This window comes from Undibacterium sp. GrIS 1.2 (assembly GCF_040544435.1).
Lineage (GTDB): Bacteria > Pseudomonadota > Gammaproteobacteria > Burkholderiales > Burkholderiaceae_D > Undibacterium.
In genome coordinates, this window is the sequence record NZ_JBEONP010000012.1 from 1 (window position 1) to 25789 (window position 25789).

At 45.1% G+C, this 25789-nt stretch carries 25 protein-coding genes; 11 read left to right on the plus strand and 14 right to left on the minus strand.

The features are described 5' to 3' along the window. Nucleotides 1-221, plus strand: a 221-nt coding sequence (locus AAKU61_RS06975) for a transposase domain-containing protein (RefSeq protein ID WP_354330809.1), incomplete at its 5' end; no start/stop codon positions are given. A 73-nt stretch (nucleotides 222-294) separates the two neighbouring features. After that, nucleotides 295-441, plus strand: a complete 147-nt coding sequence (locus AAKU61_RS06980; RefSeq protein WP_503012588.1) for a transposase domain-containing protein — start codon at nucleotides 295-297, stop codon at nucleotides 439-441. 60 nt (nucleotides 442-501) lie between these two features. Here the strand turns inward: AAKU61_RS06980 and AAKU61_RS06985 are convergent, their stop codons facing one another. The 9 genes from AAKU61_RS06985 to AAKU61_RS07025 form a co-directional block, all read right to left on the minus strand. Next, nucleotides 502-1551, minus strand: a complete 1050-nt coding sequence (locus tag AAKU61_RS06985) for a type VI secretion system Vgr family protein (protein WP_354330811.1) — start codon at nucleotides 1549-1551, stop codon at nucleotides 502-504. A gap of 412 nt (nucleotides 1552-1963) precedes the next feature. Then, the gene (gene tssH / locus AAKU61_RS06990; protein ID WP_354330813.1) at nucleotides 1964-4744 is read right to left on the minus strand and encodes a type VI secretion system ATPase TssH; all 2781 of its coding nucleotides are present in this window, start codon (nucleotides 4742-4744) and stop codon (nucleotides 1964-1966) included. Nucleotides 4745-4980: 236 nt separating this feature from the next. Beyond that, nucleotides 4981-6063: a type VI secretion system baseplate subunit TssG gene (gene tssG / locus AAKU61_RS06995; protein ID WP_354330815.1), complete on the minus strand. Its 1083-nt coding sequence runs from the start codon at nucleotides 6061-6063 to the stop codon at nucleotides 4981-4983. Beyond that, nucleotides 6027-7871: a type VI secretion system baseplate subunit TssF gene (gene tssF, locus AAKU61_RS07000; RefSeq protein ID WP_354330817.1), complete on the minus strand. Its 1845-nt coding sequence runs from the start codon at nucleotides 7869-7871 to the stop codon at nucleotides 6027-6029. Before tssF ends, tssG begins: the two co-directional genes overlap by 37 nt. Beyond that, entirely contained in the window at nucleotides 7871-8359 is a 489-nt protein-coding gene (gene tssE / locus AAKU61_RS07005) for a type VI secretion system baseplate subunit TssE (RefSeq protein WP_354330819.1), read from the minus strand. Before tssE ends, tssF begins: the two co-directional genes overlap by 1 nt. A 59-nt stretch (nucleotides 8360-8418) precedes the next feature. After that, nucleotides 8419-8910 (minus strand): Hcp family type VI secretion system effector, encoded by a 492-nt coding sequence (locus AAKU61_RS07010; RefSeq protein ID WP_354330821.1) that lies wholly within the window; start codon nucleotides 8908-8910, stop codon nucleotides 8419-8421. A 36-nt stretch (nucleotides 8911-8946) separates the two neighbouring features. Then, nucleotides 8947-10431 carry a type VI secretion system contractile sheath large subunit gene (tssC, locus tag AAKU61_RS07015; RefSeq protein ID WP_354330823.1) on the minus strand — a complete coding sequence of 495 codons (1485 nt, stop codon included), beginning with the start codon at nucleotides 10429-10431 and terminating at the stop codon, nucleotides 8947-8949. 1 nt (nucleotide 10432) lies between these two features. Continuing rightward, nucleotides 10433-10942: a type VI secretion system contractile sheath small subunit gene (gene tssB, locus AAKU61_RS07020; RefSeq protein ID WP_354330825.1), complete on the minus strand. Its 510-nt coding sequence runs from the start codon at nucleotides 10940-10942 to the stop codon at nucleotides 10433-10435. A 72-nt stretch (nucleotides 10943-11014) separates the two neighbouring features. Further along, nucleotides 11015-11629 carry a tetratricopeptide repeat protein gene (locus AAKU61_RS07025; RefSeq protein WP_354330827.1) on the minus strand — a complete coding sequence of 205 codons (615 nt, stop codon included), beginning with the start codon at nucleotides 11627-11629 and terminating at the stop codon, nucleotides 11015-11017. A gap of 426 nt (nucleotides 11630-12055) precedes the next feature. Between AAKU61_RS07025 and tssJ the strand changes: the two genes are divergently transcribed. Genes tssJ through icmH form a run of 3 tightly spaced genes read left to right on the plus strand, consistent with a single transcriptional unit; the run spans nucleotide 12056 to nucleotide 14829 of the window. Further along, nucleotides 12056-12658 (plus strand): type VI secretion system lipoprotein TssJ, encoded by a 603-nt coding sequence (tssJ, locus tag AAKU61_RS07030; protein WP_354330828.1) that lies wholly within the window; start codon nucleotides 12056-12058, stop codon nucleotides 12656-12658. 42 nt (nucleotides 12659-12700) lie between these two features. Then, nucleotides 12701-14047 (plus strand): type VI secretion system baseplate subunit TssK, encoded by a 1347-nt coding sequence (tssK, locus tag AAKU61_RS07035; protein ID WP_354330830.1) that lies wholly within the window; start codon nucleotides 12701-12703, stop codon nucleotides 14045-14047. Then, nucleotides 14047-14829 carry a type IVB secretion system protein IcmH/DotU gene (gene icmH, locus AAKU61_RS07040; protein WP_354330972.1) on the plus strand — a complete coding sequence of 261 codons (783 nt, stop codon included), beginning with the start codon at nucleotides 14047-14049 and terminating at the stop codon, nucleotides 14827-14829. Before tssK ends, icmH begins: the two co-directional genes overlap by 1 nt. 217 nt (nucleotides 14830-15046) lie before the next feature. Here icmH and AAKU61_RS07045 read toward each other — a convergent pair whose 3' ends face one another. The 3 genes from AAKU61_RS07045 to AAKU61_RS07055 form a co-directional block, all read right to left on the minus strand. Further along, nucleotides 15047-15781 (minus strand): SIMPL domain-containing protein, encoded by a 735-nt coding sequence (locus tag AAKU61_RS07045; protein WP_354330832.1) that lies wholly within the window; start codon nucleotides 15779-15781, stop codon nucleotides 15047-15049. 174 nt (nucleotides 15782-15955) lie between these two features. After that, nucleotides 15956-17392, minus strand: a complete 1437-nt coding sequence (locus AAKU61_RS07050; RefSeq protein WP_354330834.1) for a TonB family protein — start codon at nucleotides 17390-17392, stop codon at nucleotides 15956-15958. Then, nucleotides 17389-17799, minus strand: a complete 411-nt coding sequence (locus AAKU61_RS07055; protein ID WP_354330836.1) for a BlaI/MecI/CopY family transcriptional regulator — start codon at nucleotides 17797-17799, stop codon at nucleotides 17389-17391. The genes AAKU61_RS07050 and AAKU61_RS07055 overlap by 4 nt, the downstream gene beginning before the upstream one ends. A 310-nt stretch (nucleotides 17800-18109) precedes the next feature. Between AAKU61_RS07055 and AAKU61_RS07060 the strand changes: the two genes are divergently transcribed. The 6 genes from AAKU61_RS07060 to AAKU61_RS07085 all read left to right on the plus strand — a co-directional run bounded on the left by AAKU61_RS07060 (nucleotide 18110) and on the right by AAKU61_RS07085 (nucleotide 23830). Next, on the plus strand, nucleotides 18110-18805 hold the full coding sequence (locus tag AAKU61_RS07060) for a glutathione binding-like protein (protein ID WP_354330838.1): 696 nt from the start codon (nucleotides 18110-18112) through the stop codon (nucleotides 18803-18805). 7 nt (nucleotides 18806-18812) lie between these two features. Continuing rightward, the gene (locus tag AAKU61_RS07065; RefSeq protein ID WP_354330840.1) at nucleotides 18813-20036 is read left to right on the plus strand and encodes a DUF2863 family protein; all 1224 of its coding nucleotides are present in this window, start codon (nucleotides 18813-18815) and stop codon (nucleotides 20034-20036) included. Nucleotides 20037-20349: 313 nt separating this feature from the next. Continuing rightward, nucleotides 20350-21540, plus strand: coding sequence for an acyl-CoA dehydrogenase family protein (locus AAKU61_RS07070; RefSeq protein WP_354330842.1), 1191 nt, complete (start codon nucleotides 20350-20352; stop codon nucleotides 21538-21540). A 10-nt stretch (nucleotides 21541-21550) separates the two neighbouring features. Next, nucleotides 21551-22690 carry an acyl-CoA dehydrogenase family protein gene (locus AAKU61_RS07075; protein ID WP_354330844.1) on the plus strand — a complete coding sequence of 380 codons (1140 nt, stop codon included), beginning with the start codon at nucleotides 21551-21553 and terminating at the stop codon, nucleotides 22688-22690. A 137-nt stretch (nucleotides 22691-22827) separates the two neighbouring features. Next, complete coding sequence (locus AAKU61_RS07080; protein WP_354330846.1) at nucleotides 22828-23295, plus strand: MaoC family dehydratase; 468 nt, start codon at nucleotides 22828-22830, stop codon at nucleotides 23293-23295. An 82-nt stretch (nucleotides 23296-23377) separates the two neighbouring features. Beyond that, nucleotides 23378-23830: a MaoC family dehydratase gene (locus AAKU61_RS07085; protein WP_354330848.1), complete on the plus strand. Its 453-nt coding sequence runs from the start codon at nucleotides 23378-23380 to the stop codon at nucleotides 23828-23830. A 258-nt stretch (nucleotides 23831-24088) separates the two neighbouring features. Here the strand turns inward: AAKU61_RS07085 and AAKU61_RS07090 are convergent, their stop codons facing one another. Together AAKU61_RS07090 and AAKU61_RS07095 are read right to left on the minus strand one after the other, a co-directional pair. Continuing rightward, nucleotides 24089-24553 (minus strand): CYTH domain-containing protein, encoded by a 465-nt coding sequence (locus AAKU61_RS07090; RefSeq protein ID WP_354330850.1) that lies wholly within the window; start codon nucleotides 24551-24553, stop codon nucleotides 24089-24091. Between the two features lie 74 nt (nucleotides 24554-24627). Beyond that, complete coding sequence (locus AAKU61_RS07095) at nucleotides 24628-25761, minus strand: M14 family metallopeptidase (RefSeq protein ID WP_354330852.1); 1134 nt, start codon at nucleotides 25759-25761, stop codon at nucleotides 24628-24630. Between the last annotated feature and the right edge of the window lie 28 nt (nucleotides 25762-25789).

Consider the following 25789-nt stretch of genomic DNA (forward strand, 5'->3'; position numbering starts at 1 on the left):
TTGTGATCGGCCGTAAAGCATGGCTTTTTAGCGACACCGTCGCCGGTGCCAATTCCAGTGCCATCATTTATTCGCTGGTAGAAACTGCCAAGGCCAACGGCTTAGAGCCTTATCTCTGGCTCCGACGGGTGTTGCGCGAATTGCCAGCAGCTAAAACAGTTGAGGATGTAGAGGCATTACTGCCATGGAATTGCCGTTCACAGCAGCTCATGGAAAATTAAGCCAGCTCTCCTGAATCACACCTTTGAACGAAAATCGATAAAAATCACGAAATCTGCTCGCTATCTGGGGTTTATGGAGGGCTTACCCAAGGCCAACGGCTTAGAGCCTTATCTCTGGCTCCGACGGGTGTTGCGCGAATTGCCAGCAGCTAAAACAGTTGAGGATGTAGAGGCATTACTGCCATGGAATTGCCGTTCACAGCAGCTCATGGAAAATTAAGCCAGCTCTCCTGAATCACACCTTTGAACGAAAATCGATAAAAATCACGAAATCTGCTCGCTATCTGGGGTTTATGGAGGGCTTACGGTTATTGGCGATACGTTGTCCTTGGTCTCTGCTTTCGTAGCTGTAACTACCAGGGGTGTCTTGGGATACCAGTGGTATGTTGCCATCGCTGCCGTCGTTATTACCATTGGCGCTGTGCGATTGCAGAGGACGGGTGTTGATTTGCCGGTAGTCCCAGCTTTGGAGTTCGATGCCGTTGGTCTGCCAGCGACGTTGGCTGCGCCAGCGGTCGATGCTGTCACGACGCATCATCGCGCCGGGTTGGGTGTAGTCGATCTGCGCTTGAACGTTGGGCTGGAATGCGCCGTTGTGATCGGCAATCACTAACGTGTGGCTGCCTAAGGTGGGACTGGTGGCGTCACCTTGATGCTCTATCCAGGTGAAGAGACCTTCTTCATGCAGCAGGCGCTGGATAAAAGCGAGATCACTTTCCTGATATTGGGTGGTGAGTGAGCGTTTGGGGTAGATCGTGGTGTCGGCAATCTCTAGCCGCCATTGCGGACTGAGTGTGCCTTGGCCTTGGTAGTCTTGAAAGATGGCGTCGAGTATCTGGAACACCGTCATGTCTTGATAGGTGGTGCTGTCACGTCCCATTGCCAGCATGGCGGTCCACGGTTCTACGATGAGGCGATAACGAGCGAGTCCGCCGTTGCTGCCTACCGTTTCTAAGCTAGTGATATGTCCGTGAAAGGGACGCAACTCAGTGCGACTGTTGGCCGTTAATAACTCTAGCAGGACGGGTTGGCCTAACAGGCTTTTTAATTCGATATGCGCATCGGTGGAAAGTGCAGTGATCTCGAAGCGGAATCCATCATTGAGGCTTTCTACCCCTTTGAAGGATTCTGCTAATAGTTGGGCGTTGGTGTTGCTGGTACCGTTGCTGGTCGTCGTTAAGCGCAGCAGCCGATCCTCTTGGCCCCAACCATTCTGCAGATGGGCGATCAGCGTGTCTAACATGTCGGCAGGTTTCATGATCTGAATCAACTTCAAGAGTAATACGTGCGGTGCACCATAAGCTTGCCGGATACTCTCTTGCAAGCACATGGCGAGACGGTCAATGTCATCTTGAGTATTGCACCTGGCAATACAAATTAGACACGAGATTGAATACCATCTTCAGCACCACACTAGCTTCACCTTACGGCAAAGATCATTGTTTAAAAAATGCGTTTGCTCAGTCTTAGTCATAGCCTTAACCATGCCGAACTCAAACTAAACTCAAGCTGGGGACTAGTTTAAATCGATCAATAAATACACATCATCAACGTCAGATTTTTTTGTCGCAGATACATATAAATTAACTGATTTGAATATACTCCCCATTATTTTCACCAAATATGTCTTATTGACCAAGGAACCTATGGACAACTAAAATATACATACCACCAGTATTTATATCGTTACTGGTAAATAGCTTGCTGTCTTGGTAAAGATTTTAACGGCTATTTCAGTGTCCTTATTTGATCACGTACTTAAACTGCCCTTGCTTGTTGGCGGTGACTTTAATCTTAGCGATGCTCGCTCCCTCGGCCATTTTTGCAAGCACACTTTCTGCGATTTCTGGTAGCAGCGTGCCGTTCAGGATATTGTCTACATTACGCGCACCGGAATCAACTTCCGTGCAACGTGCCAATACGGCATCGACCAAAGCATCGTCATGGGTAAATTCAGCCTTGTGATTAACGCTGATTCGTTTTTGAATATGCTTGAGTTTTAGCTCGATAATTTGTACCAAAATATCGTCTGCAATTGGGTAAAACGGAATCACTTTTAACCGACCCAGGAATGCAGGTTTGAATGCCTTCATCAACTGCGGACGAATCTGTTCTTCTAGCATGAGCGGTGTTGGCAGATCATCGCCTTGTTTGTTGAGGCAGGCTTGCATCATTAGACTGGATGCCACATTAGACGTCAGAATAATGATGGTATTTTTGAAGTCGATCTCACGACCTTCCGCATCGTCCATCACACCTTTATCAAATACCTGGAAGAATAATTCCAACACGTCTGGATGGGCTTTTTCTACCTCATCCAGCAACACAACGCTATAAGGATTGCGTCGTACAGCCTCGGTCAAGACACCGCCCTCGCCATAACCGACATAGCCCGGCGGCGAACCTTTGAGACCAGAAACGCTATGCGCCTCCTGATATTCACTCATGTTGATCGTAACCAGTTTGCGCTCGCCGCCGTACAATGTATCGGCTAAGGCCAGCGCAGTTTCGGTCTTACCGATACCAGATGGGCCAACAAACAGAAACACGCCTTTTGGTTTATTCGGATCATCCAAATTGGCGCGGGAGGTACGCACTCTTTGCGCGACGGCCTCGATAGCATGCGTTTGTCCCAAGACACGCTCTTGCAATAAGGCCTTTAAATTCAACACCGTTTTGATCTCGTCTTTCACCATTTTGCCGAGCGGAATACCGGTCCATGCAGCGACGATCTCTGCGACGATATGACCATCCACCTGCACTGGCACCATCGGTGTCTCGCCCTGCAACTGTTTTAACTGATCTAACAACGCTTGCAGCTCGTCATTTTGCGTATCATTTTGCTTAGTGTTTTTTACTTTTTTTGCAGATTTTGCCGCAGTGGTTTTATCCAATTCGTTATTGGATGTTTTATCTAGCGCTTTGTCTGCATCGTTTATTGAAGCAGAACTCTCATCTGGTTTGCCGGCATCTTCAAGTTTGGAACGTAGTGCTTTGATTTTTTCAGTTAAAACTTTTTCTTGCTCCCAACGGGCACTCAATATCTGTTGCTCCGCGTTGAGTGATGCTGATAAATCACGCAATTCTTGCAGGCGTACAGTATGTTTGCTGCCGGTATTTTGCTCTCTGTCTAGTGAGGCGATTTCAGCATTGATTCTGTCTAATTGCTTATGAATATTCTCCAGTAACACTGGAGTCGCATTTTGACCGAGTGCGACTTTGGCGCAGGCGGTATCCAAAATACTGATCGCCTTATCCGGCAATTGTCGGCCGCTGATATAGCGATGCGATAGCCGAACAGCCTCGGTAATCGCCTCATCGTAGACACGCACGTTAAAATGTTTTTCCATCAAAGGTGCCATACCGCGCAGCATCGCACAAGCCAATTCTTCGGATGGCTCTTCTACTTTGATGACCTGGAAACGTCTTGCTAAAGCGGCGTCTTTTTCAAAATACTTTTTATATTCGCTCCAGGTCGTCGCTGCGATAGTACGTAACTCACCACGTGCCAGAGCCGGCTTTAACAGATTAGCCGCATCATTTTGGCCGGCCTGTCCGCCGGCACCGATCATGGTGTGCGCTTCATCAATAAACAGGATGATGGCGTGAGGACTTTTTTTAACTTCATCAATGACGTTTTTGAGACGGTTTTCGAACTCACCTTTGACACTGGCACCGGCCTGTAACAAGCCCATGTCCAGCGTATGAATTTCAACACCATGCAAAATTTCTGGCACGTCTTTCTGTGCGATTCGTAATGCCAAGCCCTCGACTACGGCGGTTTTACCTACACCCGCTTCACCCGTCAAAATAGGATTGTTCTGGCGACGACGCATCAAAATATCAATCGCCTGACGAATCTCCATATCACGACCGATGACAGGATCAACTTTACCGTCGCGCGCGCGTTGCGTGAGATTAGTCGTAAATTGATCTAAGGCCGGTATCTTGGTCGCCGCCGGTTTGTTGATCATATCGCCAGCTGGATCGCCACCCTCGTCATTAGCAGGATCAGCCGTAGCGGAGGACACAACGTTGCTCTCTTGTGAGCCGGCAGTCAATTTATCCAAATCATGTTTCAAATCGTCTAATTTAAATTTGACGAATAATTTAGAACCGCGATACGCCAATTGCGCCAGATCAGGCTCGGTCAGCAACGCTAACAATAAATGACTGCTACGAATCTGATGCTCTTTACCTGTCTGATTGTCCAAAGAAGCAATCAGCCAGGCATGTTCAAATAATTTTGGCAAGTGCGGTGAAAACACAGGTGTGCGGGAATTACCCGTTTTGAAACGATTAATCTCATTACGCAAGTCAGCTTCAAGGCTAGTGACACTGATACCGCAACGGCGGGCAATCACGACAAAATCGCTTTGCGCTTGCTCTAGCAACGCTAAAAACAAGTGTTCAATATCAACCTCATATTGGCCTAGGCCAACGCAAATAGTTGCTGCACGGGTTGCGGCAGTACGAGAAGTTTCGTTCAGTTTGCTAATCAATGTCTTGAGATTGATACTCATCACTGCATTTCCTTGTTTAATTTATTTACATCTACAATTTGTTGGCTGTTGCGCATATCTTTCGAGCTGCTGCATGTCTTTTTATGGCAGCTTTGATCTCAGATTTGATCTGATTTATCAAGCTAATCTATCAAGCGAATCTTTTATACGTTGGTACTTATCTTGGCAGTTACCTCAGTACAGAATTTTGTACTTACTCAGGTTTATGTAGATATCTCATTTAGTTAGTGCCTAAGCTATAAGGCATGAATTGCGTACTGCACATCTTGTCTATCTTCGGCAACCTCGCCAGTAGTCAGAAAACTATCCCAACCTAAACGACCACTGGATCGCTCTGCGGCTAAACTCGTTCCCTCTACATCCTCTTTACGCAAGATCAATTGCACTTCGTATTCAAGGCAAAGGTTGCTAAACATCGTCAACATTTTCTCCAGAGATCTCGCAGCACGAGCACCAGGTAAGAAATTTTCAAACTCTTTCTTTGCGAGCGGCCCTATTACTATTCGCATACGTAAATCACGTTGCCAGACTCTGGCACCAACCATGGCCTCGGACCCCAGCGTGGCATTTGTCGCACCCAACATCGTTTGTTGATGTTGGGGTACCTCATACCAAAAACCGATAAATTGTTCGATCGCCACCCGGACGGCAAAATATTCACTAAGCACCTGCTGCATATAGGCTGCAGAGATTGGGCGCTGCATCAACGCCGTTGCGTAATGCCCCATGGTTTGATCGAGAACACCTTCATCCTCGTCATGATTCCGGTCGTGTAAACTAGGATGATTCAAACCAGCTAGCGACAACAGCAAAGGTAGAAATTTATCCTGCCCACCTAATTCATACTTCAGCTCTAAACGGTATTTACGCCATGCCTGATAGAACAGAGCAACTGCTCGATTAGAAAAAGTATCCAGGAAGGCCTTTGGTCCTTCGTCTTTTTCAAATATCAATTGTTCAGAAATGCGCTCGGTATAATGCGCCGGTAACGTTCCATTCCCACCCAAAAAACCCATAAACGACGGCGTCAATCCTATATGCCCAAGCTCACCACTACGTAATGCAAAAAGTAGTTCGTCATCCGTTTTTTGTATGCTTGTAGGATAAAGCGTTAGCGTATCTATCTCGCTCGCCGGAAAGCTCAGTGACACTCTATTCTTAAAGCGCACATACTCTGCCACGGCATTGTCATGCGACACGCCATTTTGCTTGAGCCAAAGTTCAAAGACTCTGACAGCTTGAAAAAACTGAAACCGATAGGGCTCATCCAATAATTGCTGGATTACACTAGGCTCAAATCTCCGCTTCGTGGCAAGCATCGCAGCAGTTCCTCCCCAGTTTTATTTGACACAATAACCAATTGGGTAAAACTATTGGCGGTGACATACAGTCCTAAAAAACGATCAACGATATGCGCAAATACATGAATACCGCTACCGACAAAACTTTCTTCATCAATCGTCAAACGCACTTCAATACCGCGAACCAAACACGCAAATGGATTGCCAGGCAACCAGGCTTTTGCTGCTTTATGTTCAATTGCAATCACGCCGCCAATCTGACGTTGCGATGTCGCTGATCTGGGCAGATCATAGAGATTGAGCATTTCCTGAAACGCCTCTAAACCACCTTTGGATAAAGATAAATGATTCAGTGATAAATGAGAGATTAGTCGCCAATGCGCGCCCCGCCCTCTTTCAAAGCGATAAGATTCTGTCGGTTTACGCAGAAAACTAATGGAGCGCACCATAGAGCCGCCCTCCAAAAATAGATCACCACCTGGCAACCCGTACGAAAGCGATGCTGGCAAATCGCGATTGCAGCAAGTCAGATCTAGGCTAAGCGTTTGAGTTTCAACCACTGCCGGATCAAAGTCGATGTCAACGATAGAAATTTCAGTCTCGTATCCTGGACTTTTTAACGCCACCATCTCATCGCGATGTGCAACCCAAAAATGCCCGGATTTTTCTGAAGTCTCGCCATGTCGTAAAGAATAAAAGGGACGGAATTCAGTAATAGATTCACCCTGAGGCGTCTGCCGTACCAACTTCACAGAATCAATACTGTGTACTTCATACGCAAATGCGCGGCGCGAGTCAGCAACAACAGGATAATGGGCTGCGGCATGAGTCAAGCGGATCGGATCACCGCGCTGTTTAAACAAATTAACCACCGGAGTACATCCGAGCAGGATATTGTTTGAAGACAAACTCCCCAACATACGCGCCATATTAGAATCTGCACGTAAACCACTTAACGCTAGATGTAGAGTGAACGAGCGTGCCGATGTCGGTAAGAGCTTGTTGATTGCCTCCATATCGATATCAAAAAAATTGAATTTTTCTGGGAAGGTAAAATATTCGGTCAATAATCGATATGCGGGATGCGATCTAGAAGCAAATGGAATCAATGCTTCCTCTTCGTCAAAGCCGACGCCTTTAACTGGTGTTTTATTCAGCGCAAGCCAACGGCCGCTCTGATCTACTTCAACATAAGCGCATAGAGTGCGCATGAACAGACTGTCTCTCAAGCCAGCGCAAAATGAGGATTCTCCATCGATAAATGCCCGCAGAGACTGAATGTTCAGTTGGGCAATCCCTGCTTGCATGGAAGTCGCATCAATCGTAATGCTGATGGTCGATGTCGCTTTCGGCGGCAACATAACGGCTTCCGGTGGAGATGCAATCGCGTTAAATTTCACTTGGGACAAGCGAATTGGCGCGACAGTAACGTCATAGACCGTCTTAAATTTACAGGCGACTCCCTTCACTGGACGAGTCGTCAGCTCAGTCGATCTGGGAATCTGTGTCGCTGTCGTCAGCTGCGCGGCCGCAGCGCTGTAATCCAGGCGGGCAATAGAGCAAGATGGAAAAGGACGTAAGTAATGAGGATATAAAACGTCGAATAACGCTTCCGTAAACTCAGGATAATCATCATCAAGACGTTTTGATATACGCGAATTCAATAATGCAAATGACTGTATCATCCGCTCGATGTGGGGATCTTCACAGACCTCACCTACCATCAGCAAACGTCCGGCAATTTTCGGATAACGCTCAGAAAATTCTCGGGAATAGCGCCTCAAGAATCCTAATTCACGCTCGTAATACGGGAGTAAATCATCCATTAAATACTCCGCGTTGTCCGACGTGTTTTACTGATGGAATAATGCAAGCTCGATGGCTGCAGTACAGCATCAAAACTGACAGGCTCTTGCGCAGGATGCACGACTAAGAGCGCAGAAATAGCAAAATTTAATCGATTGATCGAACCCTGCTGCACCTCTAATGAGGCTTTTACGTTGCGCAGCCGAGGTTCATGCCTGGCAATCGTTTGTTCTAAAGCACGGCAGATATAAGCTCTATCGTCTGTGCTGGCTAAACTTAAACCAGCAAAATCATTTAATCCGTATGTCACTATCGATTTAGTACATTCTGGATAGGACATTAACAACTCTTCAGAAATCACTTTTCTGGTGTTGAGCAGCGCTTCCAAATCACGCGCAACTGTATCTTTCAGGTCTTCCATTGAAAGCCGTGCCACCGTATCACCAGACGAAGTATGTCTGCTATCTGGTATTAATTTATCCAACAAACCTGGGGCAAAACCATGCATCAATATGTATCCAAAAAAATACCGCGGCCAACCTCAGCCGCGGATTTTACTCAAAAAACTTAGATTGTCTTGTTAGCAGACAAATCCCAACCACCGGAAGTATTACCGCCTGAACCACCGTTGACTTTTTGTTGCGTGTATTTCCATTTCACTTTGGAATATTTGAAACGAACTTCTTCGCTCAAAATTGCGCCAGGAGCGATCTCAGGAGATACGCCACCGATCAATACATTTTCCAATTCGATTTCGAAATATTTGATACGCTGACCTTGTGCATCTGCGCGCATGAATTCAAATTTTGCCTTTGGAATTGTTTTTCCAGAAGAGCTATTTTGAAGCAGCAATGGAGTAGAAAGATCCGCAAGTTTAGAAATTACGATGTCTTTATGCTCGCAACGCTCAGCTGTGTGGCCGCCACCTGTTGAAGAAGTAGCAGTTTTTGGCTGGAGAACTTCCCATTGAACGCCTGTGCATTCAATCCAGTCTTTGTGGTCAGTATCAGTGGATTCACCTTTGATACCATCAATTTGCAAATAGACGTCGATAGCCATTATTTGTCATCCTAATTAAGTAAAAATTAAAAAAAATTACGACTTGGTCGATTGAGGCAACTCCGCGACCAAACGGAGCGATACAGATAATTCATCCAATTGGAAATGCGGACGTAAAAAACTTACCGCTCGGTAAACACCCGGACGGCCCGGCACTTCCGACACTTGGACTGATGCTTCCCGTAAAGGGAACTGGGCTTTCTGCTCCTGACTGGCGTTGTCATCCAACAATACATATTGTGTAAGCCAGCGATTCAGGAAATCCTCTACATTGGATGCGGCAGCAAAACTGCCGATCTTGTCGCGCATCATCGCTTTCATGTAATGTGCGATACGTGATACGGCAAAAATGTATTGAAGTTGTGCGGACAAAACAGCGTTCGCATTAGCAGAATCTGTGTTGTACTTCTTGGCTTTTTGAGTCGACTGCGCACCAAAAAATGCCGCGTAGTCTGTATCTTTGCAATGCACCAAGGAGATAAAACCAAGATCACTTAATTCTTTTTCACGACGATCTGTGATGGCAATCTCAGCCGGACATTTCAGTGCGACTTCACCTTCATCCGTTTTGAAAGTATGAGTAGGCAAATCTTCAACTAAGCCACCACCTTCAACACCACGAATGGCTGCACACCAGCCAAAATCGTCAAATGCTTTAGTCAACTTGGTGCCGAATGCGTAGGCAGCGTTGCACCATAGATATTTGGCATGATCGGTACCATCAACGTCTTCCACATAATTGAAGCCTTCAACGGTTGCGCCATCTCTTGGATTAAATGGCAAACGCCCGAGGAAACGTGGCAAAGTCAAACCAACATAACGGGAATCTTCAGACTCACGGAAAGATTTCCATTTGGCGTATTCAACGGTATCAAATACCTTGGATAAATCACGTGGCTTTCCGAGGTCGCTGTAGGTTTCTAATCCAAATAATTCTGGAGAAGCTGCAGAAATGAAAGGTGCGTGGGCAGCAGCAGCGACATGAGACATTTGCTCAATCAGGTACATGTCCTCTGGCTGACGAGTGACTTCAAAATCGCCAATCAAAGCACCAAACGGGGCGCCACCAAAAGTACCGAATTCCTCTTCGTACACTTTTTTGAACATTGCACTTTGATCAAACTCTAAGGCGCTCTGAAAATCTTTGACTAATTCTTTCTTAGTCACGTTCATCATCTTAATTTTCAGATTTTGGCTAGTAGACGTGTTCTTTACCAAATAATTTAATCCGGTCCAGCTACCTTCCAGCTTTTGAAATTCTGGCGCGTGCATCACTGCACTTAACTGCTTGGAAATCAGTTGATCTAGTTCTGCAACGCGTGCGTCAATTGTTGCCGCAAGATTCTCAGAAACGACGACCGTGCCTTGCAAAACCTGACTAACCAATTCAGAAATAATATCTTTTGCACGAGCATGTTCCACTAATGATTTTGCAACTTTACTCTGTTCGACGATTTCATCCAACAAACCAAGTTCAGTTGTACCTGCAGAGGCTGTAGGTGATAATTGTTGTGCTGACATATCAAGATCCTTGCTTAGTGGACTGCTGACTTAAAGCGGCGAGTTTTTCTGTACTGCTAAGCACGTCATTCAAGATATCTTCCAGCTTTTCATTTCCCGCTAATTTATTACGAAGGTCAGCCAACTTTGTACGAGCTTCTAACAATTTCTTCAAAGGCTCTACTTGCTGCACGATTGATTCAGGACGAAAATCCTCCATCGACTGAAACTTAAGATCAACAGCAAATTCACCACCATCTTCAGTCAACTCGTTCGCGACACGATAAACAGCTCTTGGCTGCAAACCTTTCATTACCTCATCAAAATTATCGCGGTCAATCGCGACAAACTTTCTATCTTTTAATCGCTGCTGTGGCAACTCTGATTTGCCACCGAAGTCACCAGCAACACCCATCACAAACGGCAACTCTTTTTGCTCAATAGCGTCACCAATTTCGACGTCATAAGTCATTTGCACGCGCGGTGGACGCACTTTTTGCAACCGTTTTTGTACACTTTCTTGCTTTGCCATTACAGTTCCCCTATGAGACTAAAAAATGACCCGAAAAATTTCGGACTGATTTCGAATTTTCTTACGACTCTTTTATTTCAAGGAACCGAAAGGATTACTGTCTGATTTTTGAGCCTCGACAGTAGCTGGCTTACTTGCAGCACCCTTTGCAGCACTTGGACTTGATGTTGCAGTAGCTGGCTTACTGGTCGAACTAACAACTGGCTTCGCTCTGGCAGGCACCAATACTGTTTCGCCCAAACTCTCTCTCAATAGCTTGGCAAGATCTTGAGCTTCCGTGCGAACTGAGCCAGTCAAATTGCTACGTTGGCTTAGATCAGCCAATGCTTTTGTTGATAGACGGAGTCCGCTTACTGCGATGATGCTATTTGCGACATTGTCGTTAGCATCACGTTGCAATACTTCCAAAGCATTAGTAATAGCATTGCCATAATTTGCGCGATCAAAGTTCATTTGCGCCATTTGCAACCAAGGTGCCTTGTCGGCGGGATAAGTACCAGCAGCAGTTTTTAATAAGCCAACGGCTTTTTCGGGCTGACCAGCATCTGATGCTGCGGATGCCTGAGTCATCATAGTTTCAAGACTAGGCGGCGCTACTTCAACAACTTTTTTTGGAGCTTCTGCGCAAGCTGCTAGAAGCGACAGCAAAGAGATACAGGATAAAATTTTTAATTTCTGAACCAACATATTTCACTCTCTTAGACGAATCAATTAAACCTTAAACCCAATTAAAATGATGTAAATTAATTAAGTATTGATAGAATTTTATAGCTTCTTTATTTTTTTAGCAATAGCAATTTGAAAATAGTTTTAAATAATTAATTATTCTTTACGCAATCTTTCACCGTTTACGGAATACTATCGGAACTAAATTTCTATATATTCCTATAAGCTTAATTATTAATAATATGGAATTACATATACACAATATCTTAAATGCAAATATATAAATATTTTTTAATAATTTAGTTATCAAAAAAAGATGGCGGCATAGCATTGCTTATTTTATAATGCAAATACAGCAATCAAATTACTCATCTGTGATGGGATTTAATTTGTAAAGCAATACATACTCACTTGCCAAATATTATTAATTGCACAAAACGAAAATCAATGATTAAAATTTTTTATGCCTATCGAATAATTGGGTTGGCAATCATGTTGGCCATTTCTGGCTGCGCTGCAGTTAGCACTGCTACAAACAGCGCCCTAGAAGTTGTCGGCGTAAAAAAGCCAGAGATTCCTGAGCTTCCAGATGCGCAAAAATTACCCAGAACAATCCAAATTAATCTTCATGCATCAGAAAATTTAAATGTCGACGCCAATGGCCGCCCGCTTGCGCTGATTGCACGGGTATACAAACTTCGACAAAGCGCAAATTTTCAACAAACCAGCTATGACACTTTTTTAAATCCACAAAAAGAGAAAGATGTACTTGGCTCTGATTTGATGGAAGTAAAAGAAATCACTCTGGTTCCAGGTCAGCGCTATCACGCTGAGGAAAAAGTAAGCCAAGAGGCTTACTTTATTGGTGTAGTTGCATTATTCAGATCGCCGGCAAATCAGCGTTGGCGAGCAACGTTTCCAGCTGCGGATGTAGAGAAGACTGGCATTACTATCGGTATGCATGCATGCGCACTCACTGTTGGCGTAGGGTCAGCCATTAAATTAGTTGGGGATGACATCGCCAGTCTATCCTCGGTACATTGCCAATAAATTGGCAATGAAATAGTTATCCAGTTAAAAGAGAAAACCGACGTGAATATCAATTCCAAAGTTTTATGGGGAGAAGGTCTTTTTCTCCGCCCTCAACATTTCCAGCAACAAGACCAATATCATGAGCGTCGTTTACATGAGATGGCACAAGCTCTACAACCGTATTCGTGGGGTGTAATCAATATCCAATGTGATAAAGATGCGCTCACAAATAATACTTTGCGGCTACTTGATTTATCTTTGATCTTTCAAGATGGAGAAATGGTCAAAGCGCCAGCGGTTGACGACCTCCCTGATGCTATTGATCTAAGTGACATACCTTTGTCACAACAAACGATTACTTACTATATAGCGTTGCCTGCAATGAAGAGCTTCGGTGGCAATTTTGCACCTGTTGCAACTGCTAACAACTCCACTCGTTATGTTCAAACGAATATTGATACGCCAGATTTGTTCACCCAAGCGGTTAATGCAGAATTAACTTATCTTAAGAAGACAGTACGTTTAGTATCTGAGCTTGAACCACGTGATTCGTATGTCAACTTCCCGGTCATACGCTTGCGCCGTGCCTCGACAGGTGGGTTTGAATTAGACACCAGTTTTGTAGCCCCAAGCTTGTCCATTCGCAGCGCACCTATGTTATTTATTCAGCTCCGTAAATTAATGGATGCATTACAAGCGAAAGTAAACGCTTTGTACGGACATCATCGCGAGCCGAGTAAAAATGTTATTGAATTCCGTTCTGGGGATATTTCTTCCTTCTGGTTATTGCATACAGCGAGTGCGGCTTTTGCATCACTCAGTCATTATCTGCATCACCCTAGCCTGCATCCAGAACGTTTGTATGAGCAATTATTAGGGTTGGCTGGATCTTTGCTCACTTACTCAAAAAGCAGCTCATTAACGGATTTACCTCCTTACGTACATCAAGATCCTGGACCATGTTTTGCCAAATTGCACTCAATCATAAAAGAGTTGTTGGATACGGTCATTTCATCTAAATATTTTTCTATTAATCTCACTGAGATTAAGCCCTCGTATCACCACGGCGCGCTTGATTCTGGGAAAATTACGAATGAAACCAGTCTGTATGTCGCAGTTTCCGCTGATTTGGCAGCAATAGAGCTAGTCGATATCGTCCCGTTACGATTTAAAATCGGCGCACCTGACGATGTAGAAAAATTTGTCTTGTCAGCAATGCCGGGTGTCAAACTTGTTCACTCTCCGCAAGTACCGTCTGCAGTTCCCGTGCGACCCGACACGTTTTACTTTTTGATAGAAAATAAAGGCCCTTTGTACGAACGTATGTTGCAAGCACAATCTATTTCTATTTATGTGCCATCAGGCATACGTGATCTTAAACTTGAACTTTTGGCAGTAACATCATGATGAATTCAACATCTTCCTCAGCGCCCTCTTTATTAGGAAATAATCAGGCACAATTTACTACGACTGATAACTCGTTCACACCACATTCTTTACTCGATTTAATGTATGACGGCTTTTATGCCTTGTTCATGTTAAAAAATCGCTGCGCACCTCAAGACGAAGCCAAATTCTCGGATAACGTCAGTCGGTTTCTTGATGACTTTGATCGCAAAGCAAAGAAGATGAATACCTCCGCCGATGACATCCATGCCGCCAAATATGCATTTTGTGCAGCGGTAGATGAGATTATTTTGCGATCACAATTTGGTATCCGGGATGCATGGGAACGTCGCCCTCTTCAACTAGCGATTTTCGGCGATCAACTTGCCGGTGAAAACTTCTTTAATCGCTTAGAGGAACTGCGAACACGTGGATCTGCCCATATCCAGGCACTAGAAGTTTTTCACATGTGTCTGCTGCTGGGATTTGAGGGCAAATATATTATTGAGGGATCAGAAAAACTCAACTACCTGACTGCTCGCCTAGGAGATGAAATCGCTCTGATGAAAGGGAAAAGTGCCGGGTTTGCACCGCATTGGGCGCGCCCCGATCAAATTATCAACAAGCTTCGTAATGAAGTTCCGTTATGGATTATCTGTTCAGTATTTGCGCTGATAGCAATCTCTGGTTATACCGGACTCAACTGGATGCTACACAAATCAACGGAAAACAGCATCAACGCTTATAACGATGTAGTGAAGCTTGCACCGAAGGCTGCCAATATCACGATCACTCTGCCTTAACTTAATAAACCCAATAAAATAACAAATAGCTCTGCACGAATTTAGGTTATGGATATAATTTTAAACCGAAAAATAACCTTATTTTTCATATAGCTTTTTTGATTATCAATGTAATTCTCTTAAAAATACTCCTGCATTGCTAGGAGTTTTTTTTGTTGAGAGGAGAACTTTCACTAAATGATGCGTCCACTATTTCTTCGTAGCTAAGCTCCATTATTTATTTAGCCGACTTAGGCTTCATCTCAAATATCACATCAATCGTTGCCTGTAATTTGAGTGGTGGTATAGTCAGTAAATCTTCCCCTGCGGTTTGCAGACGCGTATCGCTGTCTTGTGAGTAAGCGTTCTCGCTGACGACGCCAAAAGATGAGCCTAAATTTTTGATGCGGCTTTCCGAAATCGCCATGACCGCACCTAGGCGTTTACCTGCAATATTCACCAAACTACTAGCCTTGCGTTGAGCATCTTTGATCGCCTCACCGGCTAAATCCAGTTCAATTTTTCCACGTTCGCTAATGTCAAACGCCGTACCAAACTTATCCAGATTTTTTAACTTTAATATCGGCAACATGATGGCTTGCCAATGACTCAGGTCGCGTACTTTGATATATATATTACTGCTCAATTCGACCAGCGAAGTAGATGGGCTTTGGCTACCGTCAGTCTTGCTAACACTTCTTTTTAAATCACGGATGACGATATCGTTCTCTGCAATATTTTGTTGTGCCAACAGGGTTTTTATATCTGTTATGCGGGCTGCAGCATTATTAAAAGCCACATCTGGATCAGTATCAATAACGTTAATCTCAAACAAGATTTCGCCAAAGTCTGGCTGCACTTTGGCATAAGCAAAACCGCTTGTGTGGATGAACGGATACTCTGGCAACTGCGAAGCATCGCTATTGTTAGTGCAAGCTAAAATAATAAAAAAAGACAATATGAGTTTGAGCACTTTAAGTCCGATATCAAGTATTGAATACCAAGTATTACGTCAGCAACAACCAAGTAGCAAAGTTGTAACCATTTAACGAAAAGCTCATCGTACATAATGCCAATCTATGCCCTACTTTTTAAAGCAAGCACTACGCCGATGAACTTCTCTAGCTAATTAATTAGCACATCGAATTTAATCGAGTCTCCAAACATACTGAACCTTGACCCATGCTAATCGTGACTTGCCATCAACTTTCCCCGGAGTTGCTTTCATGGTGCAGGCTAATAATTTTTTTGATACCGCCTCATCCAAAGCAGGAAAACCACTTGATTTATCTAGGTTTGTTTGTTTGATGGTGCCATCACGATCAATCAATACGGACATATATACGCTACCTTCCTCACCCTTTGCCAGGGAGTCACTTGGATATTCTGGATGACACTTGTTAAAGTCAATGATTGGATCAGTTATTTTGTGTGTTGACGCGCTGCTAGCTTGTTTTCCGGCATTTGATTTAACAACACCACTAGTATTTGGATCAGCTTGCGGATTAGCGTGCGAAGCTGAATGTGCATACACACTTAAACAAACTGCAGATAAAGTAACTACTGACATTGCTGCTTTCCAGTTAATCGGCTGTACTTCCGGGCGCAATAATCGTTTGATACGAGACATAAGATGTCCTCCATGAGCCGCTTGGGCCAGTTGAGGGGTTGAGAATTGGAAGAGATCCAATTCTTGAAGTGCAAGAGCCAGACGCCGCGGTTCGGCTAGTATTCTTGCGGCTAGATCATCCGCAATTTGTTCACGTTCTATACGGATTTGTTTTGATATCCACCACACGGCCGGGTGGTAGAACAACAGCATTTCAATCAAACTTTGAATCAGATTGACGGCATAATCAAAGCGGCTGATGTGTGCAAGCTCGTGCGCTAACAAAGCTTCTAGCAACGGTGCTGGCATACCTGTCATTAGCGAGGCTGGCACAAGAATCAATGGTCGCCAACAGCCAACTGTGATCGGACTTTTTAAATCATCCACCACGCGCAAACCAATATCACGACGCACGCCAAACTGGTTTGCCAATGTAGTAAGTCTAGTTTGCCAATGTGCATTTGCCTGATTGCATAGCAAGTTGCGTTTTGTATCCGTATATCTGCTGATCCAAAATAAACCCATACCCATGCGAAAGCTTAAAATAATCACACTGACTAGCCAGCACAGAACGATCCAAAGTAAATTAGATTGCAAATAGCTGGCAAATCTCTGGGTAGACAAAGTATCTGGCATGAGATCGAGATAGGCATTGCTCAGACTGACATTTTGAACTGCCGCTCCAGAGGAATGAAGCCGATCAATCACCATAGCCGTTGGCAAAATGACGCATAAGATCAAAGCAAAACAGCTGATGGAGTATCTGATTTGTGGTCTGGCATTTCTAAAAATCATCAATAAAAAAGCAGTAGTAGAAGCAATGATGCCCCCTTGCCAGACGAAGTGAATCAGCGCACAGCCAATGGCGCTAACACAAGTGTGGATGGTGGCAAAACCAGAGCTAACATTGGTACCAAACTCCGAATCAGAAAAATACAATGCCGGATACAGTAGCGATTTGATGAAATCCATCATTTCTCATCTCCATGCAAAAACTTTTGTATCTCTTCCCTCTCCTCTTTGCTGACATGACCACGCAAAGCCGCCATTACTAAATCTTTTGCAGAACCTGAAAACGCTTTATGGATTAACTCTTTCAATAAATTGGTTTGCAGAGAATCTTGTGCCTGGGCAGCGGCGTAGACGTGGGAGCGTTGGCTCTCATCGCGGTTGAGCAAACCTTTGGTATGCATGATCTGCATGAGACGCAAAACGGTCGCATACGCCATGTCTGGCCGGTCTTGTACGGCGATCTGATGTACCTGCTTTGCCGTGGCTGGACCTAGCTGCCAGATCAACCGCAGCAAATCCAGTTCGGCCGTGGTTGGCCTAGGAACGCTTGCCGATTTTTTCTTGCTTGATTTACCGGTAATGATAGACATGAAATTTCCATTGATTTTTTATCGATGGAAGTAGAATATATTTTCTAGAACGACTTGTCTAGAACTATTTTTCTACATTTGTCTTTTTTAATTTTGTACTTATTTTGATTTATGAATCTTGCTCCAGTATCGGTATCGATTTTAGTTTTAATTCCACCCCCTCAGTTATAGCCTCAAGTTTAGACCCCAACCAAGCTTCAATTTATACCCAAAAAAGATTGCTCATTCAAATCGGTGCGTAAAATCACAAACCTCTGCATAATAGGGTCAAAGTTTTTTAGCTTGCTAACCTTTCTGATGGAGCACACTGATGATAGATGTCTACTCTTGGCCTACCCCTAACGGTCACAAAATTCATATCATGTTGGAAGAATGTGGTTTGGCATACCGGGCAATTCCTGTTGATATTGGTGCCGGAGACCAATTTAAGCCTGAATTTTTGGCGATTTCTCCGAATAACAAAATTCCCGCGATTGTGGATGCGGATGGACCTGACGGACAGCCGATTTCTCTATTTGAATCGGGTGCAATTTTGTTATATCTGGCTGGAAAAACCGGTAAATTACTTGGTAAAACTGACCGCGAAAAATACCAGACCTTGCAATGGCTGATGTTTCAGATGGGTGGATTTGGCCCTATGCTAGGACAGGCGCATCATTTCCGTATTTATGCACCGACCAAGATTGCGTACGCGGTGGATCGTTATACTAACGAAGCTAAACGTTTATATGGTGTACTGGAAAAACAATTGAGCCAAACGGCTTATCTTGCTGGTGATGAATATACTATTGCTGACATTGCGACTTACCCATGGGCACGTTCTGCAGCGAACCAAGGGATAGACTGGGCTGATTTTCCCAACACAAAACGCTGGTTTGATGCAATCGATGCCCGCCCTGCGGTGCAACGTGGCGTAAAAGTATTAGCCGATTTACGCAAACCACTTTTGGACGATAAAGCCAAAGAAGCCTTATTTGGTAAAACACAATATAACAAGAAAATTTAAAAACCTGATGCGCCGACCACCACAAAAAAAACGTAGTAAATTATCTGTAGAAAGCCAACGCCTGATTAATCTGGCCTTGGCTGTCGCTCAGTCTGCCAGCCGTATTGAAGACTATACCTGGCAAGCTCAGCTGGATGATCTGGTCACAAAAAATCTCAAGAACCATCATCCGATACTCGATGCGGCGGCTGAAAATTTATTCCAGCATCATCCAGAAGCCTACGAAGTCTTTATCGAAACTTTAGAAGCACTGAGTACTTCGCATCCGTTTGAGTATGAAGGCAAAATGTACGAAGCCTTGCTGATCACAGCACCGGTGTTGGCATGGACGCGTTTTGAAATGGCACACGGTGCAGTCCCTTCAGAGCAGGCTGCGTTGTTAGCAAAAAATTTGCAGACCCATTTATTGACTGATCAAGCACAACTGCATCTGGTACCGACTTTGTACTCACTAGATCAGTTACCACGTAATCATAGCGAAACATCCGATTTGCTAGAGCGTTTGGTGATGGCACAATTAAAGGGTTTGCCACCGCAACACCCGACAGATTTGCTCTCGGTTATCCCGTTTTTAGCCGATATACGATTCTTGTTGGCCGCCGTGATTGTGCCGCAAGGACAGCCTTTATTCCAATGGCAAGCGATAGAATCACCGTTTGATTGCGTGCAAGCCAAAGCGACCGCGCTGGACCAATGGCAACAGCAGGTATCACCAATCATGACGCGCCTGCTACCGGGTTGTAATATTGATTTGCTGATGCCAGAGGCGTTTTATACCGCTTGCCGTGAGGCTGATATCAAAATCCGTCCTGCGCTGATACGCTCTGCCGTATTCTATTTAACGCAAACTTTAGAGATAGAGGCCAGCGAACTAAAAGTGGTTGTGGCGGGTTTTAGTGAAGAAGATAGCCCGGCGCAAGTAGACGAATATCGCATCAGCTTTATCCTCAAAAAAGAACCCGAGGTTGTCTATGGTGCTGTCTGGCCGATGTATCAACCGGATGATCAGGTCAATGCAATCGATAATCCAACAGGCGAATTATGCATAGGCGAAATCCCAGAGATTTTGATTGAATGTGGGATTACCGATATCCATAAAATCGAGGATATTTTTGCGATGGAATTTTGCGACGATTGTCACGCACCTCTGTTTGCAGATGCCGAAGCAGAACTGGTGCATGCAGAGATGCCGGACGATGCTCCACCGCAAGGGTCTGAGCATTTTCATTGAGAATCTAAATTGTTAGTTAAGAATAGTTGGTGAAAGTAGTTAAAAAAGCGAAACAGGTGTTTCGCTTTTTTATTACCGTTTTCATTACCATATCAACATAATTTCAAGCTAATTTGAAGCTAATTTGAAGCTAATTTGAAGAATAATGTGACCCGAAAAAAACCGATTATTTGCTTTCCACCTTATTTTGATTCCGTTGTACAATTAGTTTTGAACGGTCGTGCTTTTTTCTGTTTTTCTGCATGCCATTGACCGGGCACGCCAATCTAACTGTACCAAATTGCACCAGATTACGATAACAAGAGGAGACAACATGGATTTGAATTACACGGCGGAAGACCTGTCTTTCCGTGACGAAGTAAGAACCTATTTAGAGGCAAATCTGCCTGCTGATCTAAAACAAAAAGTGCTCAACCACAAGCGTATGTCACGTGAAGACTTTGTGCGTTGGCACAAAATCCTTGCCAAGCAGGGTTGGGTTGGTACTGGTTGGCCAAAAGAATTTGGCGGCACAGGCTGGACTGCAACACAACGTCATATTTTTGAAGAAGAATGCGCCCGCGCTGGCACACCAGCGATCTTGCCATTCGGCGTCAATATGGTCGCTCCGGTGATTATGGCCTTTGGTAATCAGGCACAAAAAGACTATTACCTGCCGCGTATTTTGAATTGTGATGACTGGTGGTGTCAGGGTTACTCCGAGCCAGGATCAGGCTCCGATTTAGCCTCACTCAAAACTCGTGCCGAGCGTGACGGTGATTTCTACATCGTCAACGGCCAAAAAACCTGGACTACCTTGGCGCAACATGCCGATATGATTTTTTGTCTGGTGCGTACTGACTCCGGTGGTCGCAAGCAAGAAGGTATTTCTTTCCTGCTGATCGACATGAAAACACCAGGCATTACCGTGCGCCCTATCATCATGCTGGATGAAGATCATGAAGTGAATGAAGTCTTCTTCGATAACGTAAAAGTGCCAGTGCAAAATCTGATCGGTGAAGAAAATAAAGGCTGGACTTACGCCAAATATTTACTCGGCCACGAACGCACCAATATCGCGGCGGTAGGACGTGCGAAACGTGAATTAGAGTTCCTCAAGCGCGTAGCTGCCGAACATCAAAAAAATGGTAAGCCGTTAATTGACGATCCTGTGTACGCAAGCAAAGTCGCTAGTTTAGAAATCGAATTGATGGCCTTAGAAATCACCGTTCTACGTATGATCTCTCAAGACAGTGGCCGTCCGGGACCAGAAGCCTCATTGCTCAAAATCAAAGGTACAGAAATCCAGCAACGTCTGACTGAATTGATGATCGAAGCAGTCGGTCCTTACAGCTTGCCGTTTGACCCTGCGTTTATGCATGGTGAGACAGAAAACAGCATCATGGGTGACGACGATGCTGCCCCGCTCGCCTCGTATTACTTCAACTTCCGTAAGACATCGATCTACGGCGGCTCTAACGAGATACAAAAAAATATCATCACCCAAATGATCTTGGGTCTGTGAGGAGAACACTATGGATTTCAGCTTAACGCAAGAACAGCAACAGTTTGCAGATGCGATCAAACGATGGGTCGCCAAAGACTATAACTTCGAACAACGTAAGCACATCATTCGATCCGAGGCTGGTGTATCAGATACCGCGTGGTCCGCATTGGCAGAATTGGGCGCTATGGCATTACCTATTCCAGAGGCACAGGGCGGCTTTGACGGTAGCGCGATTGATATGCTGATCGTAATGCAAGAGCTCGGTCGTGGCATCGTGATTGAGCCGTATTTTGCGACCGTATTAGGCGCAGAATTTTTAAAACAAGCTGGCTCACATGCAGCAATTCTGGAGCAAGTTGCTGGTGGCGAAGTCAAATTAGCCGCAGCTCTGGCAGAGAAGCAATCACGCCATGATCTGTTCGATATTGTTACCATTGCCACCAAAAATGCAGATGGCTTTGTCTTAAATGGCGTAAAAACGATCGTCTTGCATGGCGCGCAAGCCGATCACCTGATTGTCTCTGCCCGCAGTAGCGGTAATCAACGCGACACAACGGGCATCAGTCTGTTTATCGTTGATGCCAAAGCGGCAGGCGTTAGCCGTCGTGATTACCGCACCATCGATGGGTATCGCGCGGCGGATATCCATTTTGACCAAGTCCAGGTACCAGCGAGCGCTCTGTTAGGTGTAGAGGCAGCAGGCTGGGAATTGTTAGATGCAGCATCTGATTACGGCGTCACGTTACTTTGCGCAGAAGCGGTTGGCGTGATTGAGGCAATCACCAATGCCACTTTGGAATACTTAAAAACACGCCAGCAGTTTGGTGTGCCTATCGGTAAATTCCAAGTGCTGCAACATCGCATGGCAGAGATGTTTATGGAAATGGAACAGGCACGGTCAATGGCGACCTTGGCCGCTGTCAAAGTGTCGTCCAGCGATGTAGAAGAGCGCCGTCGCACGGTGTCTGCCGCCAAAGCACGCGTCGGTCAGGCTGCGCGATTCGTTGGTCAAAGCGCGGTGCAATTACACGGTGGCATGGGCGTAACCAACGAATTGCCAGCAGCGCATATGTTTAAGCGCTTAACCATGATAGAGCTGTCATTAGGCGATACAGATCACCATCTGGCGCGCTTTGTGGCACAACCTGGTTTTAAACAAGCGGCGTAATAACTTTGCCCAGCTTTAACATTATTGACGATTTTGCTCAGAACAAGGCTTTGGGTAAGATCGTCAATCTGTCTGTTCTTTATCGATTGGCAGCATGATTTGCAGTATCACCCTGATCACCTTGAGTGGAGACGCACATGGCCGCAAAAACCTATAAATGGTACTTCGAAGATTTCATCCCCGGTAACGTAATCCAATTAGGTCAACGCACCTTGACTGAAGAAGAGATTATTCACTTCGCGCAACAGTTTGATCCTCAACCTTTTCATGTCGATAAAGACGCCGCTGGCGACTCCATTTTTGGCGGTGTGATTGCAAGTGGATGGCACACTTGCGGCATCATCATGCGCTTGGTGGTCGATGGATTTTTAAACGATTCCACCAGCATGGGCTCCCCCGGTCTGGATGAAATACGTTGGATATTGCCGGTAAGACCTGGCGACACATTGACCGTAACTGCCGAGACTTTAGAAAGTCGTCCATCAACCTCCAAGCTAGATCGCGGCGTGGTCGTCACCATGTGGCGTGCAACGAATCAGCATGGCCAACTAGTCTGCACAGTCAAAGGTATGGGAATGTTTGGACGGCGTCCGGTAGCGCAATAGTTCAGTAGCGCTTCCGAGAAACCATATCCACACAATTGAATTAGCTAAAACAATAAAACTGAAAAAACCGACAGGAGACAACATGCGCGAAATCCACAATTTAGCTGAACTGAAATCACTGGTAGGACAAGAAGTCGCTACATCAGACTGGGTTGAAGTCACTCAGCAAAGAATCAATACCTTTGCCGAAGCGACTGGTGATCTGCAATGGATACATATCGACGTCGAACGCAGCAAGCGTGAATCGCCATTTGGTGGCCCGATCGCGCATGGCTTTTTGACTTTATCGTTGCTGCCGATGCTGATGCAAAATGCCATCACCATGACTGACGTCAAAATGGGAGTCAATTACGGGCTAAACAAAGTACGCTTCGTTTCGCCTGTGCCAGCCGGTAGCAAAGTCCGCGCAAAAATGCGTTTGCTCAGCGTAGAAGACATCAAAGATGGGGCGCAAATGACTTGGGAAGTCACCATAGAACGTGAAGGCAGCGACCGGCCTGCCTGCGTTGCAGAGTCAATTTCTCGCCGTTATTAATGCAGATTATTGTGCATTCGCGTAATAAATAACGTGATTAAAGAATATTCCCAATAAATATACTCCCACTAGGTATATTCTAGTTGTCCATATAAAGTCTGGCTAACAGATGAATTTTACCGATTTCCAAGGGGAGTATATTGATTTATGGCATTTTTTAGAATTCAAACGCCATAAAAATTGGTCTGTGAGCAGCTTGTCGGACTTTTGGCCGGTCACTCGCTCAAACATAGGAGCAGGCACGCCAGGGCGCCGTTGCTACCACTGACAGAATGGATGTTTCAGCAAATTCGCGTTGGCATAACGATGATCGTGGCTGACTTCCTCACCCAACCAAGCCGGACGAGAAAACGCTTGCGACTCAGATTCCAACTCGACTTCTGCCACAATCAGCCCAGCGTTGTCACCCAAAAATTCATCGACTTCCCACGTAAACCCTTGGTACAAAATCCGGTAACGGTATTTTTCAATTAAAGGCTGCGCGCACAAGCCCGATAGCAACTCTCTCGCCTCTTGAACAGGGATAGGGTATTCCCACTCACCGCGAGAAATCCCCTCAGTCTTGCCCTTAATAGTGAGCATTGCCTGCTCACCCTCTACCCTGACCCGCACGATACGACCAGGGTCTGAACAGATATACCCCTGGCATAGATGAACGCCCTGCCCTTGCTGCTTCCAGTCAGTATTCGTTACCAGAAACTTACGTTCAATTTCTATGCCCATACTATTCAGACCTTGATTGTTTCGTTTAGTTTTAAACTTAGTTTTAAACTTAGTTTTAAACTTAGTTTTAAAGCTTACTTCGTCACATTGTTTAAGGCGGTCAACATCGGCTGCAACATTGCTTCACCCAATTTCATACTACGCGCGCCATCCCAGCCGACTTCTAAATCTGGCAAATTAGCGTTGTCTTTAAATGGTAATTCCAAGGTTAGAGATACACATTTAAAAGTATGGCCGATGTATTTGGATGCCAGTTTCAATACGTCTTCATTGTATTTGCTCGCCTCGTAACCAAACTTGGTTTGGAAATCTGGGCTAGCGGCCACAAAACTATCTACAAATGCTTGCTGATCAGCCGCCTGTTTTTCACTGAAGCCCGCCAACATTTCGCTGCCAGCGACAAAGTTATATGGCAAGGCTTCATCACCGTGGATATCCAAAAACAAATCACAACCAATTTCATGGATTTTATTTTTCACATGAAAAACTTCCGGACTAGTTTCTAACGATGGGGTCATCCACTCGCGGTTCAAATTAGCGCCCGCTGCATTGGTGCGCAGGTTACCGCGTACAGAACCATCTGGATTCATATTCGGCACAATATATAAAACTGCCTGATCCAAGATACGGCGCGCAATCGGATTCGCAACATCGATCAAGGCGTTTAAAGTGCCCTCTACCAGCCACTCGGCCATTGTCTCGCCCGGATGCTGACGTGCGATGATCCAGACTTTTTTAGTGGCAGCAGGATCACCGACCACGATCATATTCAAATCGCGGCCATCGACCGTGCTGCCTAAATCCTCTACACGAACCAAAGGTGATTGCTCAACGCTACCCAATACCGCCAAATGGCGTTCCCAGCTGTACGGCTCAAAATAAGCGTAATACACGCTATCAAATTCGGGGGAGTGACTGATCGTCATCACTTTACCGTCGAACTCGGTGTCCACACGGAACCAGTTCTCGCGGTCGTAGCTTGCTACCGCACGATAATTTTGCCAACCCGCCGGGTAAGTAGAGTCGCCCGCGTTCAATACACGCATCACCACATCCTGATCACGTGCCCCTTGCAACCGAAAGTAAAACCATTGTGCGATATCAGCATGCGAATCTTTACGCAACTTCAATTCAATCGCATCAGCCTGCACCGCGCTCACAACCTCAATAGCACCTGCGTCAAAGTTTTGACTAATTTTGATGGACATACTTTGTTCTACACTTTCATATTTAAAA

Coding starts and splice junctions, on each gene's coding strand:
- tssE (WP_354330819.1), bottom strand. CDS start 8,359: ATGCATGGTTTTGCCCCAGGTTTGTTGGATAAATTAATACCAGATAGC.
- AAKU61_RS07060 (WP_354330838.1), top strand. CDS start 18,110: ATGATAGATGTCTACTCTTGGCCTACCCCTAACGGTCACAAAATTCAT.
- AAKU61_RS07075 (WP_354330844.1), top strand. CDS start 21,551: ATGGATTTCAGCTTAACGCAAGAACAGCAACAGTTTGCAGATGCGATC.
- AAKU61_RS07010 (WP_354330821.1), bottom strand. CDS start 8,910: ATGGCTATCGACGTCTATTTGCAAATTGATGGTATCAAAGGTGAATCC.
- tssJ (WP_354330828.1), top strand. CDS start 12,056: ATGATTAAAATTTTTTATGCCTATCGAATAATTGGGTTGGCAATCATG.
- tssF (WP_354330817.1), bottom strand. CDS start 7,871: ATGGATGATTTACTCCCGTATTACGAGCGTGAATTAGGATTCTTGAGG.
- tssC (WP_354330823.1), bottom strand. CDS start 10,431: ATGTCAGCACAACAATTATCACCTACAGCCTCTGCAGGTACAACTGAA.
- AAKU61_RS07090 (WP_354330850.1), bottom strand. CDS start 24,553: ATGGGCATAGAAATTGAACGTAAGTTTCTGGTAACGAATACTGACTGG.
- AAKU61_RS06980 (WP_503012588.1), top strand. CDS start 295: ATGGAGGGCTTACCCAAGGCCAACGGCTTAGAGCCTTATCTCTGGCTC.
- tssB (WP_354330825.1), bottom strand. CDS start 10,942: ATGGCAAAGCAAGAAAGTGTACAAAAACGGTTGCAAAAAGTGCGTCCA.
- AAKU61_RS07050 (WP_354330834.1), bottom strand. CDS start 17,392: ATGATGGATTTCATCAAATCGCTACTGTATCCGGCATTGTATTTTTCT.
- AAKU61_RS07070 (WP_354330842.1), top strand. CDS start 20,350: ATGGATTTGAATTACACGGCGGAAGACCTGTCTTTCCGTGACGAAGTA.
- tssH (WP_354330813.1), bottom strand. CDS start 4,744: ATGAGTATCAATCTCAAGACATTGATTAGCAAACTGAACGAAACTTCT.
- AAKU61_RS07080 (WP_354330846.1), top strand. CDS start 22,828: ATGGCCGCAAAAACCTATAAATGGTACTTCGAAGATTTCATCCCCGGT.
- icmH (WP_354330972.1), top strand. CDS start 14,047: ATGAATTCAACATCTTCCTCAGCGCCCTCTTTATTAGGAAATAATCAG.
- AAKU61_RS07055 (WP_354330836.1), bottom strand. CDS start 17,799: ATGTCTATCATTACCGGTAAATCAAGCAAGAAAAAATCGGCAAGCGTT.
- AAKU61_RS06985 (WP_354330811.1), bottom strand. CDS start 1,551: ATGTGCTTGCAAGAGAGTATCCGGCAAGCTTATGGTGCACCGCACGTA.
- AAKU61_RS07085 (WP_354330848.1), top strand. CDS start 23,378: ATGCGCGAAATCCACAATTTAGCTGAACTGAAATCACTGGTAGGACAA.
- AAKU61_RS07065 (WP_354330840.1), top strand. CDS start 18,813: ATGCGCCGACCACCACAAAAAAAACGTAGTAAATTATCTGTAGAAAGC.
- AAKU61_RS07095 (WP_354330852.1), bottom strand. CDS start 25,761: ATGTCCATCAAAATTAGTCAAAACTTTGACGCAGGTGCTATTGAGGTT.
- tssG (WP_354330815.1), bottom strand. CDS start 6,063: ATGCTTGCCACGAAGCGGAGATTTGAGCCTAGTGTAATCCAGCAATTA.
- AAKU61_RS07025 (WP_354330827.1), bottom strand. CDS start 11,629: ATGTTGGTTCAGAAATTAAAAATTTTATCCTGTATCTCTTTGCTGTCG.